The following is a 15967-nucleotide window of genomic DNA, read 5'->3' as shown; positions in this document are numbered from 1 at the left end:
CTCTGTACTCTAAACCCCTCACCCCTTACCCTTCTACACTGGTTGGGCAACTTTATAGGGATAGGTGAGGCGATCGAGTTGTTGAATCAGCAGGCTGAGGAACAAGCCGACATCGGTAACGACACCCACAGATTCGACGGAGCCGCGATCGCTGAGTTTGGTTACCACCGCCGGGTTGATATCCACGCAGACCATTTTCACGCCAGCCGGGGTCATGTTGCCTACGCCGATCGAGTGCAGCATGGAGGACAGCATCAAAATCAGGTCAGCCCCTTCAATCAAGCGCGAGTAGGCTTCTTGGGCTTTAATCAAATCCATTTCGGTGTCAGGCAGAGGACCGTCATCCCGGATGGAGCCAGCCAGCGAGAAGGGCACGTTGTTCTTAACGCATTCATACATCACGCCACTGGTGACTGCTCCCGCTTCCACGGCTTTGGCGATGCTGCCATAGCGCCGGATGGTATTAATCACTTTTAGGTGATGGCGATGCCCACCCCGGACGGAAACCCCACGTTTCATATCCATGCCTAAAGAGGTGCCCAGCATGGATTGCTCCATGTCGTGAACCGCGATCGCGTTGCCGCCCAGTAATGCCTGCACATAGCCCTCGCGGATCAGATGCGACAGATGTTCGCCGCCACCCGTATGAATCACTACGGGACCCGCCGTGACCACCACTTTGCCGCCATGATCGCGGATTTGGCGCATTTCCCAAGCGATTTGCTCTACTACCAGTTCCACCCGCCGTTCGCTAGAAACTCCTGCCCCCATGAAGCTAAATTCCTGGCTGCGAGTGTCCCGCGACTCAGGTTTGCGAACCGTGCGAATCCCTTCCACGCCAACAATCACGCGATCGCCCACTTTCAAATCCCGCAGTAAGCGACAGGCGGCTGTAGACGTTCCAGATGTTGTATCCACCGCGATCGCGCCATCCATCCGCTGCTTTTGCACCTGCACCCACTCGCCATTTACCCGCACTTCCGTTGGGTAAATCGTGGACACATAAAAATCGTCAGGAGCCACGCCATCCTGGATTACCGCTTCCCAGTGAATATCACACTGCTCATCCATCCGAGGCAACGCCCCCAAATCGATCAGTTGCGACATGATTGCTTCCATCACGTCATGGGAAGGAGCCGTCACCTTCACTTCCGCCGAAGAGGTGCTTTGCCGCTGCTCACCCAGATTAAAGTTTAATACCTGGAAGCTGCCGCCCCCTTCCACCACCAAATCCAACGCTTGGTTGATCAAGCCTGCATCCAGCAAATGTCCTTCCATCCGCACGATCCGGCTTTCCACAGTTGCACTGGCATGAAGATCCGCCAACACGGGTTCCGTGGTTCGCAGGGTCAAGCATTTTGCGGCACCCCCCGCTTTCAAAAACTCGGTGAGTGGCGTTTCCAGCACGTCAAACCCTGCGGCGCTCAGCCTGCGCTTTAACTCATCGCTGGCTTTGTTCATCACCACGATCTTGCCAATATTCACCGCATTGCAGGCAAAGGTGAGGGCATCGGGTTCACCAATGGGAATCCGCTTTGCTTCCGGCACCCGCAGTTCAATCAAGCGGTTGGAGTAGGAGTCGAATGCAGGCGGATAGTAAAGCAAATAGCCACCCGTTAAGGGGCAAAAGCAGGTATCGAGGTGATAGAAGCGCTCATCCATCAGCCGCAGCGACAACACTTCCACATCCAGCCACTTTGCTAAATAGGGATGGGAATCAAGTTCAGAGCGGAAGCCATACCCCGCCCACAACCAACGCCCTTCGCGATCGAGCAAGGCATCCCCTGCCCCTTCAAACGGCAAATCTTTAGGCAACTCATGCACTGTAAAACCTTGATCGGCAAACCACTGCTTGAAAAACGGTTCTTCGCCCTGGCGCTCTTTGTGGAAAAAGCGGCTCAGCACCACTTCTTTGCCCAGCACTAAGCCCGCGTTGGCAGTAAACACCATATCGGGGACACCTTTCTCAGGCTTAACCAGATCCACGATCGCCCGGTCTTTAAGCACCTGAAACAGCCCTTGCCATTGTTCCACGGCGCGATCGCGAGAAGACTTGTGGACATTTCCTTCCATCCACGGGTTAATCACATAGTCCACGTCATAGTGGTCAGGCGCACACATCAAGATGCGGATTTCAGAAGTCATAACATTCAACTTGTAGATGGGTAGGAAACAAACGTAAACACAGCCAAAAGATTAGCCAATCTTCCATATTACTATTGCCTGGATTGCCAAAAAGCCAATCCAAACACCTTACGGTTAGGAACCTTTGACAATCTTCCAGAAAGGTTTATATCGTTGAGAGAGGACATTAACTGATGCGATACGCAGTCGTGATTGAAGCGGCAGAGGGAAACTACTCCGCCTATGTGCCTGATTTGCCAGGATGTATCGCGGTGGGGGACACGATAGAGGACATTGAGCAAATGATTCGAGAGGCAATCGAGTTTCACCTGGAAGGAATGCGATTGAATGGAGAGCGAATTCCAGAACCATCCAGCTTATGCCAGTATGTTGAGGTGCCAGAGGTTGCGTGATTTGCAGGTTATACAGGTGGAAGATTATGATTCCAGTCAATGAAGCTCAGCAGCAGTTACAAGATTTGATCAATTCCGTGAGTCAATCGCATCAACCTATCCTAATTGCGGGACAAAGTAGCAACGCAGTGTTGGTGTCTGAGGCAGATTGGGCATCGGTACAAGAAACACTGTATCTGCTCTCAGTGCCAGGAATGCGGGAATCGATTCGAGAAGGATTGGCAACGCCGATCGCGGAGTGCGATCGTGAGTTGGAATGGTGAAGCGATCGCGGCTGTTGATTGGTAAGGTTGGGAAATGCGATCGCCCCATTAAGCTAAAATCTTCTATAAATTTCTCAAATTTTGCCGTCTTTACAATTTATGACACTTGAAGAATTACAAATTGCGCTGGTAGATATTAATAACTTAGTGACTACGTTCCAAACATCAGCAGCTTTAGAAAAGTATTACGCTGAAAGTATTGTGATGATTGAAGGAGATGGAACAATCACCACTGGTAAAGAAGCCTGTCGTCAGGGAAGAGAAGTATTTTTCAAAGAACTGTTAATTGAATTTAGAGAGTCAAAACTAGTCAGTCAAGATATTGCCGTTTCAGCCGACAAAGAGTATGACTTTGTAGTCATTTCCAATTGGTACAACGATTTCACCATCAAAGTTTACGACCAAATCATTGATACAAGGAGTAACCAAATATCAATTGGTTTTTGGAAAGATGGTTTAGTCATCAAAGAGAGTTATAACTACCCAGTTATTTCAGTCGTTTGATGTACAACGCAATACAAAACTATCAGTTCAATCACTAAAACAGAAACTCTTTTATTGCTAATGACCGACTATCTCTATCTCTATCCACCCCTGTTGGCAGGCAAACTCGTTAAACGCTACAAACGATTTTTTGCCGATGTGGAATTGGTTTCTGGGGAAGTGGTGACGGCGCATTGCCCTAATACGGGACCGATGACGGGCGTTTCTACCCTGGGCAGTCCGGTGTATGTGTCTGAAACCGATAGCCCAACCCGCAAACTGCGCTATACCTTGGAAATGATTGAGGTGTATGACAATCAACCGACTTGGGTGGGAGTGAATACTAATTTGCCGAACCGAATTACTCAATTGGCGTTAGTCAACAAGCTGATTCCTGAAGTGGGAGACTACAGCGAGATTCGGGGGGAGGTGCCTTATGGACAGGATAAAAAAAGTCGGATTGATTTTTTGCTAACGGGTGCCTGTAAGCCGATTTATGTTGAGGTGAAAAGCACGACTTGGGCGCAAGGTGACTTGGTGTTATTTCCTGATACGGTGACGACTCGCGGACAAAAACACCTGAAGGAACTGATGGCGCTGCTGCCCGGTGCCGTTCCCGTGATGCTGTATTTCATTAATCGGGCAGATTGCCCCTATTTTGCCCCCGGCGATCGCGCTGATCCAACCTACGGTACGCTGTTTCGAGAAGCGATCGCCCTGGGGGTGAAAGTGCTGCCCTGTCGCTTTGAAGTGTCGCCCGTAGGTATTCGCTACTTGGGTTTAGCAGAGTTGAAGCTCCCGTAAGCATTCTGCCTTCACTTTAGAGCGATCGCACAGGTTCCTCTCGCCCAACCCCATTCTTCCGTTCCAACCGAGACTTCTGACCCCGGACGCACATTGCCTTTTCCTAAATCCACTAGCGAAATCGCCGTGGCAGCTTGGAATGCGCCCCGATAGATAGGCTGTCCTTGGTCGTTGTTGCGATCGAAGGTTAGTGGCGAGACGTAGGTTGGTTGTCCCGATCGCGTCCAGGTAATTTGGGTAAAGCGACCATCCAAAAATTTTGCATCATAGTCCCAGCCGTTGCTTTTACGCCCAGTACAGGAAAATGTTTGAATTGCATTAGACTGTGGAGTTGAACTTGGCTGTGGAGCCACAGTTGGCGGCTGAGTCGCAGCTGGCGGCTGAGTCGCAGTTGGTGATTGAGCCACATTTGGCGGTGTGGGGGAGCAACCTGTCCCAGCAACTATCAGGCTAATTCCAATCAACCCAGCGGCGATTGTTTGGGTCATCTTGTTCGTCATCAATCGTTTCCCGAAGTAGGTTATTTTGAATCCAACGTTAGTGCTTGCTGTGATTTAGAAAAATCAATCGGTGATGCAGCTTTCGTCCTTTTCAAGATATTTTGCAGAGATAACTGAAAGGGCTTATCAATACAGTAGAGCAAGAAAATATGAAACTAATAGGGCGAGAAACACCACCTTTTGCTACTTTCGTTTGAACTAAATTGTCCGAGTACTTTGACTCAAAAACTGCCTTTAAAACGAAAGGGCGATCGCAGACAACAAAAAGAACGTGCCAAAAAAACGTGCCAAATTTGCAAGCTAGAGTACCATGCTCCAGAGGAGTGTTCCGGTTTGCAAAAGTGGCTTCTAGAAACAAGATTAGAGTGCATAAACTTTAAGTTTTCTATCTAGTCTCAGGTTGATTGTGGTCTTCATTGAAAGCTTTTTTATTGCTGTGCTTAGAACTATTCGTCTCCTGATCAATCGGTTGAATCTGAGTGAACTGCTGCCAAAATTCAGCCGTCTGTCCCAGCGCAGGCTGACGTTAATTGGGTATGCGCTACTCACTGCCGCGATCGCAATTGGTTTAGCCTCTCCATCCATTTTCCCAGAAACTGCTCGTGCCGTAGAAGTAAACTCTAATCAAGTTGCTATGGGCACTTGGGTAGGAGCTTCTTTCCCGGTAGAAAACTTTCAAACCTATACCTCTCCGTTTGGGTTACGACGATCGCCCGATGGCGCTTACAGTCAGGAATATCATCGAGGATTGGATATGGCAGCACCTCAAGGAAGTTATATTCGCAATTGGTGGACAGGCAAAGTGGTTGAGGTGTCGGATGATAGCGCCTGTGGCACCTCCGTTGTCGTGGAATCGGGGCAATGGGAACATATCTATTGCCACATGAACGGACACGTAGAGAAAGAAGACGGTAAGCGCTCCATGGTCGATCGCGCAGGGGGCATCCAAATTTGGGAAGGACAAACGGTACAGGCAGGCGTGCGGATTGGGCGAGTTGGCATGACCGGGCGCACTACCGGACCTCATCTGCATTGGGGACTCAAGTTTAGTGGAAAATGGGTAGACCCCGCGTTAGTGCTACGGGCAATGTATAGCGAACAGGCAAATAGGCGATCGCTCTCAGCAGTGCCGCCATCCGTGCGTTAATCCACTCTTATCCGTTTGAAGTTGAACCGCAACAGATAACTGTCTAAAAACGACAACGCTTCCAGGTTTCAAAACTCAAAACTCAAAACTCAAAACTCAAAACTCAAAACTCAAAACTCAAAACTCAAAACTCAAAACTCAAAACTCAAAATATCTCCTGCGGAGACGCTTCGCGAACAAAACTCAAAACTCCACGTCCCCACCTCGCCCAAATACTCGGATAATAAAAGAGCGATATTCACTTTAATTTTGCTATGCAGACCACTGATCGATTGATTGATAATTCCCTAAGTTCCTTGCCCGATCGCATTGCGTCTGTTAGCCGTACCACTGGCGAAACCGATGTGCAGGTGATGCTTAACCTTGATGGCACGGGACACTGTGTGGCTAAAACGGGAATTCCTTTTTTGGATCACATGCTGCATCAAATCTCGTCCCACGGCTTGATTGACTTAGACGTGCGGGCAACGGGAGATATTGAAATTGATGATCATCACACCAATGAGGATGTGGGAATTACCTTAGGCATGGCGTTAGGGAAAGCGTTGGGCGATCGCAAAGGCATTGTCCGCTTTGGTCACTTTGTTGCCCCGTTAGACGAAGCCTTAGTGCAAGTTGCCTTAGATTTTTCGGGTCGTCCCCATCTCAGCTATGGTTTGCAGATTCCAACTCAGCGCGTGGGCACCTATGACACTCAACTGGTGCGCGAATTTTTTGTGGCGATCGTCAATCATGCCCAAATTACTCTACACATCCGCCAGCTAGACGGCATCAACTCACACCATATTATTGAAGCGACGTTCAAGGCATTTGCGCGATCGCTGCGGATGGCAACTGAAGTAGATTCTCGCCGTGCTAACACCATTCCCAGTTCTAAAGGAGTGCTTTGAAGCCACAAAAAGTAAAAAAAGGCAGCGGCATTACTGAATCTGGGGATGAAATTTGTAGGGGCAATCCCTTGTGGTTGCCCTTTATCTCCGGTAGGGTAGGCACAAAACCTATCCCTACAGTCAAAAATCATATTGTGGCGATCAATCGTGTGCCGCCGGATGAAAATTGGGTTGTAAATACCAAAGACAATGAGGAACCGATCGCAGCAGCATTTTTTCTTTCGTTAGCCAAAACTGCCCCATCTCCCGCCAAACTGACCAGCGCCAAAGACACCGATCCTGATACAGCAAGGTCAGCGTACACCGATTTAACAAGCCCAAGACGAAGGCACAGCCGATCGCCAATCCTGCAACCCGGAGCAGATAATTTTGGCTCACAGTTTGTAGCACCTCGTAGGCGACGGCTTTATGCTCAATTTCTTCTAGCGCGTGCCATTCAAGCATTGCCTTGAGGGTCGGCTCTGCTGCGGCTAGCAAATCACTGGCAAGAACCACCTCAGACAGCAGAACCGTGAGATGCTCCATACCCGCGATCGCTGCCAAATTCAACCGCCAATCCAGCCGTTGCAGACTGGTTAAAATCCAATCTTCCATCTTCAAACAGGCTTTTAGCTCATACCCTTGCTGTCGCAAAATTTCCCCAAATTGGGCGTGTTGCTCTGCATGTTGGGCTTCTTGCAGAATAAACCCGCGCACATTTTGCCTGAGTGGACTCGCTGTAATGTGCTTGAGACGAGACTGGACATGTCTAACCATCCAATATTCCACAGCCGGTAAGGTTAAATGCAAGCTGTTAAACAGATGCGTTTTGAACGGACTGCCCCTCACCCAATGGCGGTCAACTGATACGGGCAGATTAAACTGGACGGCTCGAACGGTGATCACTCGGTTTGCCTGATGACTAAAGCTCGTTTCTTTTGAAATAACACGATCGCCCGAATCATTGCCATCACTCGTTAGAGTCACTCACGGATAGCACCGTTGGTTTAAGCAACAAGTAATCATGGCAGAGATCGCATCTGTGACAGCAAAACATAGCCCGTTCCCACCATCATCAAACTGTCAAATCGATCCAACACTCCGCCATGTCCGGGTAGTAAATTGCTGTAATCTTTGACCTGACATAGCCGTTTCAGGTAGGAAGCCAGCACATCTCCGGCAAACGCCAACAAAGCGGTGGTCATGCCCATCAACAGAGCCGTCAGCGTTGAAAAGCCCACCCAATCTCGCGCCAATATCGCGGCAATTAAGCAAAATATAGTGCCGCCGATCAGTCCTTCTAAGGTTTTGCCAGGGCTGATGTGAGGCAGGAGTTTTTGTCTGCCCAGAAGTTGTCCGGTAACCTGACAAAATCCGTCGAAGGTGAAGACTTGAAAGTAGATAAACAGCAGAAAAAATCGCCCAAACACCATGGAGAAAGCGATAAAGCCAGCAGCAATGACCAGATAAATCCCTAGTACCAGCAGTTGAAACGATCGCTTGGGCGACGCAGCTAAAACCCGGATAATTTCCCCCAGCCCGATCGCAGAAATTAAGATAGCGGTGACATAAAAGTAATCCAACAAAATACTCGCGATCGCGCCGCTCACAATGGCAATGTAGGTCAAAAATTTAAACCAGCGCTGTTGGCTTGTGTTTGCATCAACCTTACGGTTAGCGAAATACATGCCGATTCCGCCCAGCAGCAGAAAAAACGCAATATAGATAAAAATGGGATGCATTATTGATTCGCGTCACGCCATACCCAAAATAAGCCTTTCACATCCGTTTGCGGCTCAGACAGGAGCAGCACAATTAGAATTTCTTCCAGGCAGGCTAAAATTCCCCACCCGATCGCCAGATAGAACAGCCAGTCCCAAAAGCCAAACCAAAGCAACCCCATCATGCAGGCTCCTTGGAGATAAGCCGTCACTTTAAAGCTGTAGGTATGTAGCCCAATAATGCTGCGAAACTTGACGAGCATGACCAGATACAACATGAACCAAGCGATCGCAAAGGCAATGATCCAAAAAATATGGGGCGCAATTTCCTCGCCTCTAAAGCTAAAAACTGCCCAGAAACCAGCGATATAAGTTGCTGTATCTGCCCAAGAGTCTAGTTTTGCCCCCAATTCACTTTCCAGGCTAAACGTTCGAGCGATCCAGCCATCCAAAATATCAGTCACTAAACTAACCAAGAAAAAAACCGAAAAAATTCTTTCTTGCTCTTCAACAATCAAAAATATTAGTAGTGGAAATACTGCCAACCGATACAGCGATAGAGTGTTTGGAATAGTCCAAATGGCTGTTTTTTCTGTCATAAAACTCTTACCTTGGTGAAGCTTTCGCCTGTGCGATTCGTTTAGTAAGCAATAGCAGAACTCGTCTATTCCTGGCTATAGAATGGTCACAGGGTTACTAGCAGTCATTGAGAAACGCCATGCTGATTCAAGAACGAGAAACAACGCGGAATTGGCAACCCATTATCCAGCAATTTGAGGCGATCGCGGGCAAAAATAATGTGGTTCGGCGTAAGGAAGAACTGCTGGTGTATGAATGCGATGGCTTGACCAGTTATCGGAATCGTCCGGATGTGGTGGTATTGCCTAGAACCACGGCAGAAGTTGCGGCGATCGTCCAAGTATGCGCCCAAAACCAGATTCCCTTTGTGACTCGTGGATCGGGCACGGGCTTATCGGGTGGGGCGCTGCCCGTGGATGGATGCGTGCTGATCGTCACGACGTTGATGAAGCAAATTTTGGAGATTGACCTAGAAAATCAGCGGGTAGTGGTGCAGCCCGGAGTGATCAATAGCTGGGTGACGCAGGCGGTGAGCGGAGCCGGTTTTTTCTATGCGCCCGACCCCTCTAGCCAAATTATTTGCTCGATCGGCGGCAATGTGGCAGAAAATTCTGGCGGTGTCCATTGCTTGAAATATGGCGTGACGACGAATCATGTGTTGGGTTTAAAGGTTGTTACGCCTACGGGTGAGATTGTGGACATGGGCGGTTCGCTGCCAGAAATGCCGGGATATGACCTGACAGGCGTGTTTGTCGGCTCGGAGGGCACCTTGGGCATTGCCACCGAAGTGACGCTGCGATTGGTGAAAACGCCAGAATCGATTCGCGTGTTGCTGGCAGACTTTACCAGTGTAGAAGCAGCGGCGGCGACGGTTTCGGATATTATCGGCGCGGGGATTATTCCGGGCGGCATAGAAATGATGGATAACCTCAGCATTAATGCGGTGGAGGATGTGGTGGCGACGAACTGCTACCCTCGCGATGCGGTGGCGATTTTGCTGGTGGAGGTGGATGGACTGGAGGTGGAGGCGGCGGAAAACACGAAGCGGGTGGAGGCAATTTGTTTGCAGAATGGCGCACGTCATGTTCGGATTGCCACGGATGCGGATGAACGTTTGACGCTATGGAAGGGGCGCAAGGCTGCATTTGCTGCCATGGGGAAGCTGTCGCCAGATTACTATGTGCAGGATGGGGTGATTCCTCGGACGAAGCTGGAATATGTGCTGAAGACCATTGCAGAGTTGGGCGATCGCTATGGTTATTATGTGGCGAATGTGTTTCATGCAGGCGATGGCAATCTGCATCCGCTAATTTTGTATGACAATGCGGTTCCGGGTGCGCTGGAGCAGGTGGAGGAGTTGGGCGGCGAGATTCTGAAGCTGTGTGTGAAAGTGGGCGGCAGTATTTCGGGGGAACATGGCATTGGAGCCGATAAGCGCTGCTATATGCCGGAAATGTTCTCACCAGCAGACCTGGAAACGATGCAGTGGGTGCGCCAAGCGATCGATCCGCAAACGATCGCGAATCCAACTAAGCTGTTTCCCACACCCCGCACCTGTGGCGAAGCCGCTAAACCATCCGCTAGCCAAGCGTTTGCAGGAGTCGATCGCTTTTAGTCTGCGCGAGTGGATGGGTGTTTGAAACTGAATGGGCGATCGCAGTTCTCAATCCCCTACCTTGCAACGGTTTGAGCCACTTATCGTTAAATTTTGTTCCGCGCAAAGCCTCAAACCTATGTCCAATAGCGTTTCTAGCCAAAATGGTTTTACATTAATTTCCCGATTTCAGAGTTTTATTGCTATGATTGAGCCAGTTCGCGCAATTGAACCTCGAAAACCAAATACAATGGCTATCACAGCCACCCGCTATCGCAACCACTCCTAAACCCTTTCAGGGATTGAAACTTACAGCCAATACACACTTTATCATTAAAGATATCATCGCAACCACTCCTAAACCCTTTCAGGGATTGAAACAAGCTAATTTTATGGTAGATATGATTGATCCTGATATCGCAACCACTCCTAAACCCTTTCAGGGATTGAAACAGGAGGTAGTTTAAATGCTAATAGTAATAGCATTGATCGCAACCACTCCTAAACCCTTTCAGGGATTGAAACAGGTAGTAGTGACTCAATTGATCGTAACATTTTTTCATCGCAACCACTCCTAAACCCTTTCAGGGATTGAAACGGAGGTGCAGCATTAACAGGATATAAAAATGTTAAAATCGCAACCACTCCTAAACCCTTTCAGGGATTGAAACTGCCCCACATAATTTCCCAATGTTTGCACCTCTGATCGCAACCACTCCTAAACCCTTTCAGGGATTGAAACCGCAGGCTTTGATTTTCATTACTTCAGGGCTTTCAAGATCGCAACCACTCCTAAACCCTTTCAGGGATTGAAACCCCGGTGATGGGGGGCGATCGCGTAAGCCATTTGGATCGCAACCACTCCTAAACCCTTTCAGGGATTGAAACCGGAAGCTGGAGCATGGAGAGCATTACCGCAAACCATCGCAACCACTCCTAAACCCTTTCAGGGATTGAAACGAGGCACACCCGCGCCACCGGGGGGATTGCCCGAATCGCAACCACTCCTAAACCCTTTCAGGGATTGAAACGCACTACCAGCCGGATCAGCCCCCACTTGCCCAGATCATCGCAACCACTCCTAAACCCTTTCAGGGATTGAAACGAGGGCGCTGTCCCTCAGTTGATGTCTGTTCCGTTATCGCAACCACTCCTAAACCCTTTCAGGGATTGAAACGTGTCGGTTGATCCGGCGATCGCCAGGGCGCGGGAATCGCAACCACTCCTAAACCCTTTCAGGGATTGAAACGATCTTCATCAAATGATTCGGCGCGATAGACGGTGATCGCAACCACTCCTAAACCCTTTCAGGGATTGAAACGGGCATATTACAGCCCAATCTTCACACACAGTACAGAAATCGCAACCACTCCTAAACCCTTTCAGGGATTGAAACATGGGCACCGCGCCGCCCTTGGCAAAATCCAACAATCGCAACCACTCCTAAACCCTTTCAGGGATTGAAACTTCTCACATGAAGCTTGAGAGCGATAAGCTTTCCTATCGCAACCACTCCTAAACCCTTTCAGGGATTGAAACGTCGCCTCTCTCTTGTGTATGTATCTACTATATAATCGCAACCACTCCTAAACCCTTTCAGGGATTGAAACTGATTTCAGCGTCTCTCATGCCACTTCCCTTTTCATCGCAACCACTCCTAAACCCTTTCAGGGATTGAAACAATCTTCTAACTCATCATCCATTTCTTGAGTATAAATCGCAACCACTCCTAAACCCTTTCAGGGATTGAAACCTTAGCTTTTTCTAACGATTTACTAGGATCAGATTATATCGCAACCACTCCTAAACCCTTTCAGGGATTGAAACTGGGTGAAGCGAAAACGAAGCGTTGTCAACGGTTATCGCAACCACTCCTAAACCCTTTCAGGGATTGAAACCTCGAAAGCAGTGAGGGCAGGGCGGTAGGACGGAATCGCAACCACTCCTAAACCCTTTCAGGGATTGAAACAACAGCTTCAATCCTGCCGGGGCTGGACCCGCAAATCGCAACCACTCCTAAACCCTTTCAGGGATTGAAACGAAGAATAGAGTTGATAAAGTCTCTTTACATCAAATCGCAACCACTCCTAAACCCTTTCAGGGATTGAAACAAACGCATCTTTATAATATTGTAATTTCTGTGCGTGGATCGCAACCACTCCTAAACCCTTTCAGGGATTGAAACCTGCTGAAACCTTGCCACCACCGCAACTGGCTACCATCGCAACCACTCCTAAACCCTTTCAGGGATTGAAACGTAGCACGGGCGATCGCCACCGTATTAGTGGCAGATCGCAACCACTCCTAAACCCTTTCAGGGATTGAAACTAGGCGAAGCCCTAGCCACGCTCACAGGCACCGAATCGCAACCACTCCTAAACCCTTTCAGGGATTGAAACTTGTGGGACGAAAGGATCTTTCAGAGAAACGCCCATCGCAACCACTCCTAAACCCTTTCAGGGATTGAAACAACTGGACTTATTACCAACAAGGGCACCATATTGATCGCAACCACTCCTAAACCCTTTCAGGGATTGAAACTTTGAACGTGGCTTAGTCGCAAAGAATGGCAGTAATCGCAACCACTCCTAAACCCTTTCAGGGATTGAAACTATCAAGCGTAAGGATGATGAGGAAGGTACACCTTTATCGCAACCACTCCTAAACCCTTTCAGGGATTGAAACCAAAGGTGCAAGGCTGTAAATATAGAAGAGAAAGATCGCAACCACTCCTAAACCCTTTCAGGGATTGAAACCGTAAAAGCCAAAACTGACCTGCTCACAGCCACAGATCGCAACCACTCCTAAACCCTTTCAGGGATTGAAACTTTTGTAATGAAAGTTATCATTTTGCCTCGTTTAATCGCAACCACTCCTAAACCCTTTCAGGGATTGAAACAAGAGAAAAAGTTATTACAGAGTTGCAATAAAAAAATCGCAACCACTCCTAAACCCTTTCAGGGATTGAAACACTTAATTATCATTTTTCAGCTAAGTTACCAGAAAATCGCAACCACTCCTAAACCCTTTCAGGGATTGAAACCAATGCGATCGTCTTTCTTACGTAAACCGATTTCATCGCAACCACTCCTAAACCCTTTCAGGGATTGAAACAACCTCTATATATATAGAGGGAATAACAAACTATCCCATCGCAACCACTCCTAAACCCTTTCAGGGATTGAAACGTGCCCGCTGGCGAAATCCGGTGACCAATGCCAAATCGCAACCACTCCTAAACCCTTTCAGGGATTGAAACCTGCGATCGGACGATTCGAGCGCGGCGAACGGTGATCGCAACCACTCCTAAACCCTTTCAGGGATTGAAACCAAAAAAGGAGGAGGAGCTAATTATCAAGCTGCTATCGCAACCACTCCTAAACCCTTTCAGGGATTGAAACAGAACCTTTCCGCTGAGTTGCCTTCTTAATTGTTCATCGCAACCACTCCTAAACCCTTTCAGGGATTGAAACAGAGAAGCACTAGAACTCTATCGACAAACAACTAATCGCAACCACCCCTAAACCCTTTCAGGGATTGAAACGAGTGGCGGACATCGACTCAGGGACGCTCGTTCAAATCGCAACCACCCCTAAACCCTTTCAGGGATTGAAACCCCGTGGGGCGACTGGGCAGCGAAGCAAATCACAGCATCGCAACCACCCCTAAACCCTTTCAGGGATTGAAACTGCTTCTTTCTGCTGAGCGGACACCGCTTTCAAGATCGCAACCACCCCTAAACCCTTTCAGGGATTGAAACTATCTGTGTTGACTGGGCTGACAGGTGTATCGGTAATCGCAACCACCCCTAAACCCTTTCAGGGATTGAAACAGAGAAGCACTAGAACTCTATCGACAAACAACTAATCGCAACCACCCCTAAACCCTTTCAGGGATTGAAACATCAAGAAATCCTGAGTGGGATCAAGAGCGGGTTATATCGCAACCACCCCTAAACCCTTTCAGGGATTGAAACAGTAATAGGTGATAGATCTTCATAAATATTCTGCGATCGCAACCACCCCTAAACCCTTTCAGGGATTGAAACAATGGAGTAGCGCTATGGTTGCTGTAAATCCATTTGATCGCAACCACCCCTAAACCCTTTCAGGGATTGAAACGGAGGCTAGCGATCGCGTTTCAACGAACTCGCGGGAATCGCAACCACCCCTAAACCCTTTCAGGGATTGAAACAAGTCGATCGCGCAACTACCGGGTATTGGACTGATCGCAACCACCCCTAAACCCTTTCAGGGATTGAAACTGAGGTAGTCTCTATGGTTTTCGGCTTCAAATCATCGCAACCACCCCTAAACCCTTTCAGGGATTGAAACCCAGCCCTGGGAACGGATCGCCATGAAAGATATTTGCGACATCATCGCAACCACCCCTAAACCCTTTCAGGGATTGAAACTCAAGAGATGTTTCAAGGCGTTTCAAAGGTCTGAATCGCAACCACCCCTAAACCCTTTCAGGGATTGAAACCAGGGTTGGTTTTGATTTAGGCGATCGCAGGCATGTTCCAAAATCGCAACCACCCCTAAACCCTTTCAGGGATTGAAACGTAATGTTTCACATCAGCGATAGTGGCATAGCCCAGAACATGAATCGCAACCACCCCTAAACCCTTTCAGGGATTGAAACCGAAACTATAACTCCAGTACTGATAGGGAAGGAAATCGCAACCACCCCTAAACCCTTTCAGGGATTGAAACTAGAGCCGATGCTCAGGCGATCGCCCGGATTTGCATCGCAACCACCCCTAAACCCTTTCAGGGATTGAAACCTTTAGCGACTCGCTCCCATTCCAAATATTGGCGATCGCAACCACCCCTAAACCCTTTCAGGGATTGAAACTCTAGCTCCATGCGGCGTAACCCATGCTCGGAGCTTTGCTGATCGCAACCACCCCTAAACCCTTTCAGGGATTGAAACAGGCGAGAAATTGGTGGCTGAAATCAGTGAAACTGGGTTCCAAATCGCAACCACCCCTAAACCCTTTCAGGGATTGAAACCTTCGTCGTGGCGCCATTCCGCCTCCGCCTCATCGTCAATCGCAACCACCCCTAAACCCTTTCAGGGATTGAAACTTATTAGGAGCTTAGCGATGAACATTGCAAAAGATTATCGCAACCACCCCTAAACCCTTTCAGGGATTGAAACAAAGAAAGGGGGGATTGAGCCTGTACTGGGTTCTGATCGCAACCACCCCTAAACCCTTTCAGGGATTGAAACAGCTAGCAGATTAACATAACGCCACCCCTCATCAATCGCAACCACCCCTAAACCCTTTCAGGGATTGAAACCTACGATACGCTACCTTTCAAGCACTACGAGCTAATCGCAACCACCCCTAAACCCTTTCAGGGATTGAAACAGGTTCCACATATCGAGGATCGCTACCTCATCAATCGCAACCACCCCTAAACCCTTTCAGGGATTGAAACTCTGTAGGGAATGTGTAAGAAAG

Annotated in this window: 12 protein-coding genes and 1 CRISPR repeat array (1 of these 13 only partly in view); of the genes, 7 read left to right on the top strand and 5 right to left on the bottom strand. The window is 48.7% G+C overall.

From position 1 onward, the window contains the following. Positions 1 to 33: 33 nt before the first annotated feature. The gene (gene argZ, locus AB3R30_RS03835) at positions 34 to 2145 is read right to left on the bottom strand and encodes a bifunctional arginine dihydrolase/ornithine cyclodeaminase (protein WP_458647820.1); all 2112 of its coding nucleotides are present in this window, start codon (positions 2143 to 2145) and stop codon (positions 34 to 36) included. A gap of 173 nt (positions 2146 to 2318) precedes the next feature. On the opposite strand from argZ, the gene AB3R30_RS03830 reads away from it, so the two are divergent. The 4 genes from AB3R30_RS03830 to sfsA all read left to right on the top strand — a co-directional run bounded on the left by AB3R30_RS03830 (position 2319) and on the right by sfsA (position 4087). After that, positions 2319 to 2537: a type II toxin-antitoxin system HicB family antitoxin gene (locus AB3R30_RS03830; RefSeq protein WP_458647819.1), complete on the top strand. Its 219-nt coding sequence runs from the start codon at positions 2319 to 2321 to the stop codon at positions 2535 to 2537. Positions 2538 to 2563: 26 nt separating this feature from the next. Then, positions 2564 to 2800: a type II toxin-antitoxin system Phd/YefM family antitoxin gene (locus tag AB3R30_RS03825; protein WP_458647818.1), complete on the top strand. Its 237-nt coding sequence runs from the start codon at positions 2564 to 2566 to the stop codon at positions 2798 to 2800. 99 nt (positions 2801 to 2899) lie between these two features. After that, positions 2900 to 3304: a hypothetical protein gene (locus tag AB3R30_RS03820; protein WP_458647817.1), complete on the top strand. Its 405-nt coding sequence runs from the start codon at positions 2900 to 2902 to the stop codon at positions 3302 to 3304. A gap of 60 nt (positions 3305 to 3364) precedes the next feature. After that, positions 3365 to 4087 (top strand): DNA/RNA nuclease SfsA, encoded by a 723-nt coding sequence (gene sfsA, locus AB3R30_RS03815; RefSeq protein ID WP_458647816.1) that lies wholly within the window; start codon positions 3365 to 3367, stop codon positions 4085 to 4087. Positions 4088 to 4098: 11 nt separating this feature from the next. On the opposite strand, the gene AB3R30_RS03810 is transcribed toward sfsA, so the two are convergent. Then, a complete protein-coding gene (locus AB3R30_RS03810; protein ID WP_458647815.1) occupies positions 4099 to 4587 on the bottom strand; it encodes a hypothetical protein in 489 nt (162 codons plus the stop codon). Between the two features lie 406 nt (positions 4588 to 4993). Between AB3R30_RS03810 and AB3R30_RS03805 the strand changes: the two genes are divergently transcribed. Both AB3R30_RS03805 and hisB read left to right on the top strand, forming a co-directional pair. After that, positions 4994 to 5734 (top strand): M23 family metallopeptidase, encoded by a 741-nt coding sequence (locus AB3R30_RS03805; RefSeq protein WP_458647814.1) that lies wholly within the window; start codon positions 4994 to 4996, stop codon positions 5732 to 5734. A gap of 254 nt (positions 5735 to 5988) precedes the next feature. Further along, positions 5989 to 6624, top strand: a complete 636-nt coding sequence (gene hisB, locus AB3R30_RS03800) for an imidazoleglycerol-phosphate dehydratase HisB (protein ID WP_458647813.1) — start codon at positions 5989 to 5991, stop codon at positions 6622 to 6624. 141 nt (positions 6625 to 6765) lie between these two features. Here the strand turns inward: hisB and AB3R30_RS03795 are convergent, their stop codons facing one another. Genes AB3R30_RS03795 through AB3R30_RS03785 form a run of 3 tightly spaced genes read right to left on the bottom strand, consistent with a single transcriptional unit; the run spans position 6766 to position 8923 of the window. Then, positions 6766 to 7590, bottom strand: coding sequence for a metal-dependent hydrolase (locus tag AB3R30_RS03795; protein ID WP_458647812.1), 825 nt, complete (start codon positions 7588 to 7590; stop codon positions 6766 to 6768). A gap of 35 nt (positions 7591 to 7625) precedes the next feature. Continuing rightward, complete coding sequence (locus AB3R30_RS03790; RefSeq protein WP_458647811.1) at positions 7626 to 8345, bottom strand: phosphatidate cytidylyltransferase; 720 nt, start codon at positions 8343 to 8345, stop codon at positions 7626 to 7628. Next, entirely contained in the window at positions 8345 to 8923 is a 579-nt protein-coding gene (locus tag AB3R30_RS03785) for a CDP-alcohol phosphatidyltransferase family protein (RefSeq protein ID WP_458647810.1), read from the bottom strand. The genes AB3R30_RS03790 and AB3R30_RS03785 overlap by 1 nt, the downstream gene beginning before the upstream one ends. Positions 8924 to 9042: 119 nt before the next feature. On the opposite strand from AB3R30_RS03785, the gene glcD reads away from it, so the two are divergent. Then, entirely contained in the window at positions 9043 to 10518 is a 1476-nt protein-coding gene (glcD, locus tag AB3R30_RS03780; protein WP_458647809.1) for a glycolate oxidase subunit GlcD, read from the top strand. Between the two features lie 251 nt (positions 10519 to 10769). Beyond that, positions 10770 to 15967: direct repeats of the CRISPR family, unit length 37 nt; unit sequence ATCGCAACCACCCCTAAACCCTTTCAGGGATTGAAAC (it continues 3275 nt past the right edge of the window).

Source organism: Sivoneniella epilithica UHCC 1019 (assembly GCF_040830845.1).
GTDB lineage: Bacteria > Cyanobacteriota > Cyanobacteriia > Leptolyngbyales > Leptolyngbyaceae > ULC077BIN1.
This window is presented reverse-complemented; position numbering and strand designations above follow the sequence as displayed.

What these genes read in the sequence shown, in the direction of transcription:
- hisB (WP_458647813.1), top strand. Translation starts at nt 5,989, where the DNA reads ATGCAGACCACTGATCGATTGATTGATAATTCCCTAAGTTCCTTGCCC.
- AB3R30_RS03820 (WP_458647817.1), top strand. Translation starts at nt 2,900, where the DNA reads ATGACACTTGAAGAATTACAAATTGCGCTGGTAGATATTAATAACTTA.
- AB3R30_RS03825 (WP_458647818.1), top strand. Translation starts at nt 2,564, where the DNA reads ATGATTCCAGTCAATGAAGCTCAGCAGCAGTTACAAGATTTGATCAAT.
- glcD (WP_458647809.1), top strand. Translation starts at nt 9,043, where the DNA reads ATGCTGATTCAAGAACGAGAAACAACGCGGAATTGGCAACCCATTATC.
- AB3R30_RS03785 (WP_458647810.1), bottom strand. Translation starts at nt 8,923, where the DNA reads ATGACAGAAAAAACAGCCATTTGGACTATTCCAAACACTCTATCGCTG.
- AB3R30_RS03790 (WP_458647811.1), bottom strand. Translation starts at nt 8,345, where the DNA reads ATGCATCCCATTTTTATCTATATTGCGTTTTTTCTGCTGCTGGGCGGA.
- AB3R30_RS03810 (WP_458647815.1), bottom strand. Translation starts at nt 4,587, where the DNA reads ATGACGAACAAGATGACCCAAACAATCGCCGCTGGGTTGATTGGAATT.
- sfsA (WP_458647816.1), top strand. Translation starts at nt 3,365, where the DNA reads ATGACCGACTATCTCTATCTCTATCCACCCCTGTTGGCAGGCAAACTC.
- AB3R30_RS03830 (WP_458647819.1), top strand. Translation starts at nt 2,319, where the DNA reads ATGCGATACGCAGTCGTGATTGAAGCGGCAGAGGGAAACTACTCCGCC.
- argZ (WP_458647820.1), bottom strand. Translation starts at nt 2,145, where the DNA reads ATGACTTCTGAAATCCGCATCTTGATGTGTGCGCCTGACCACTATGAC.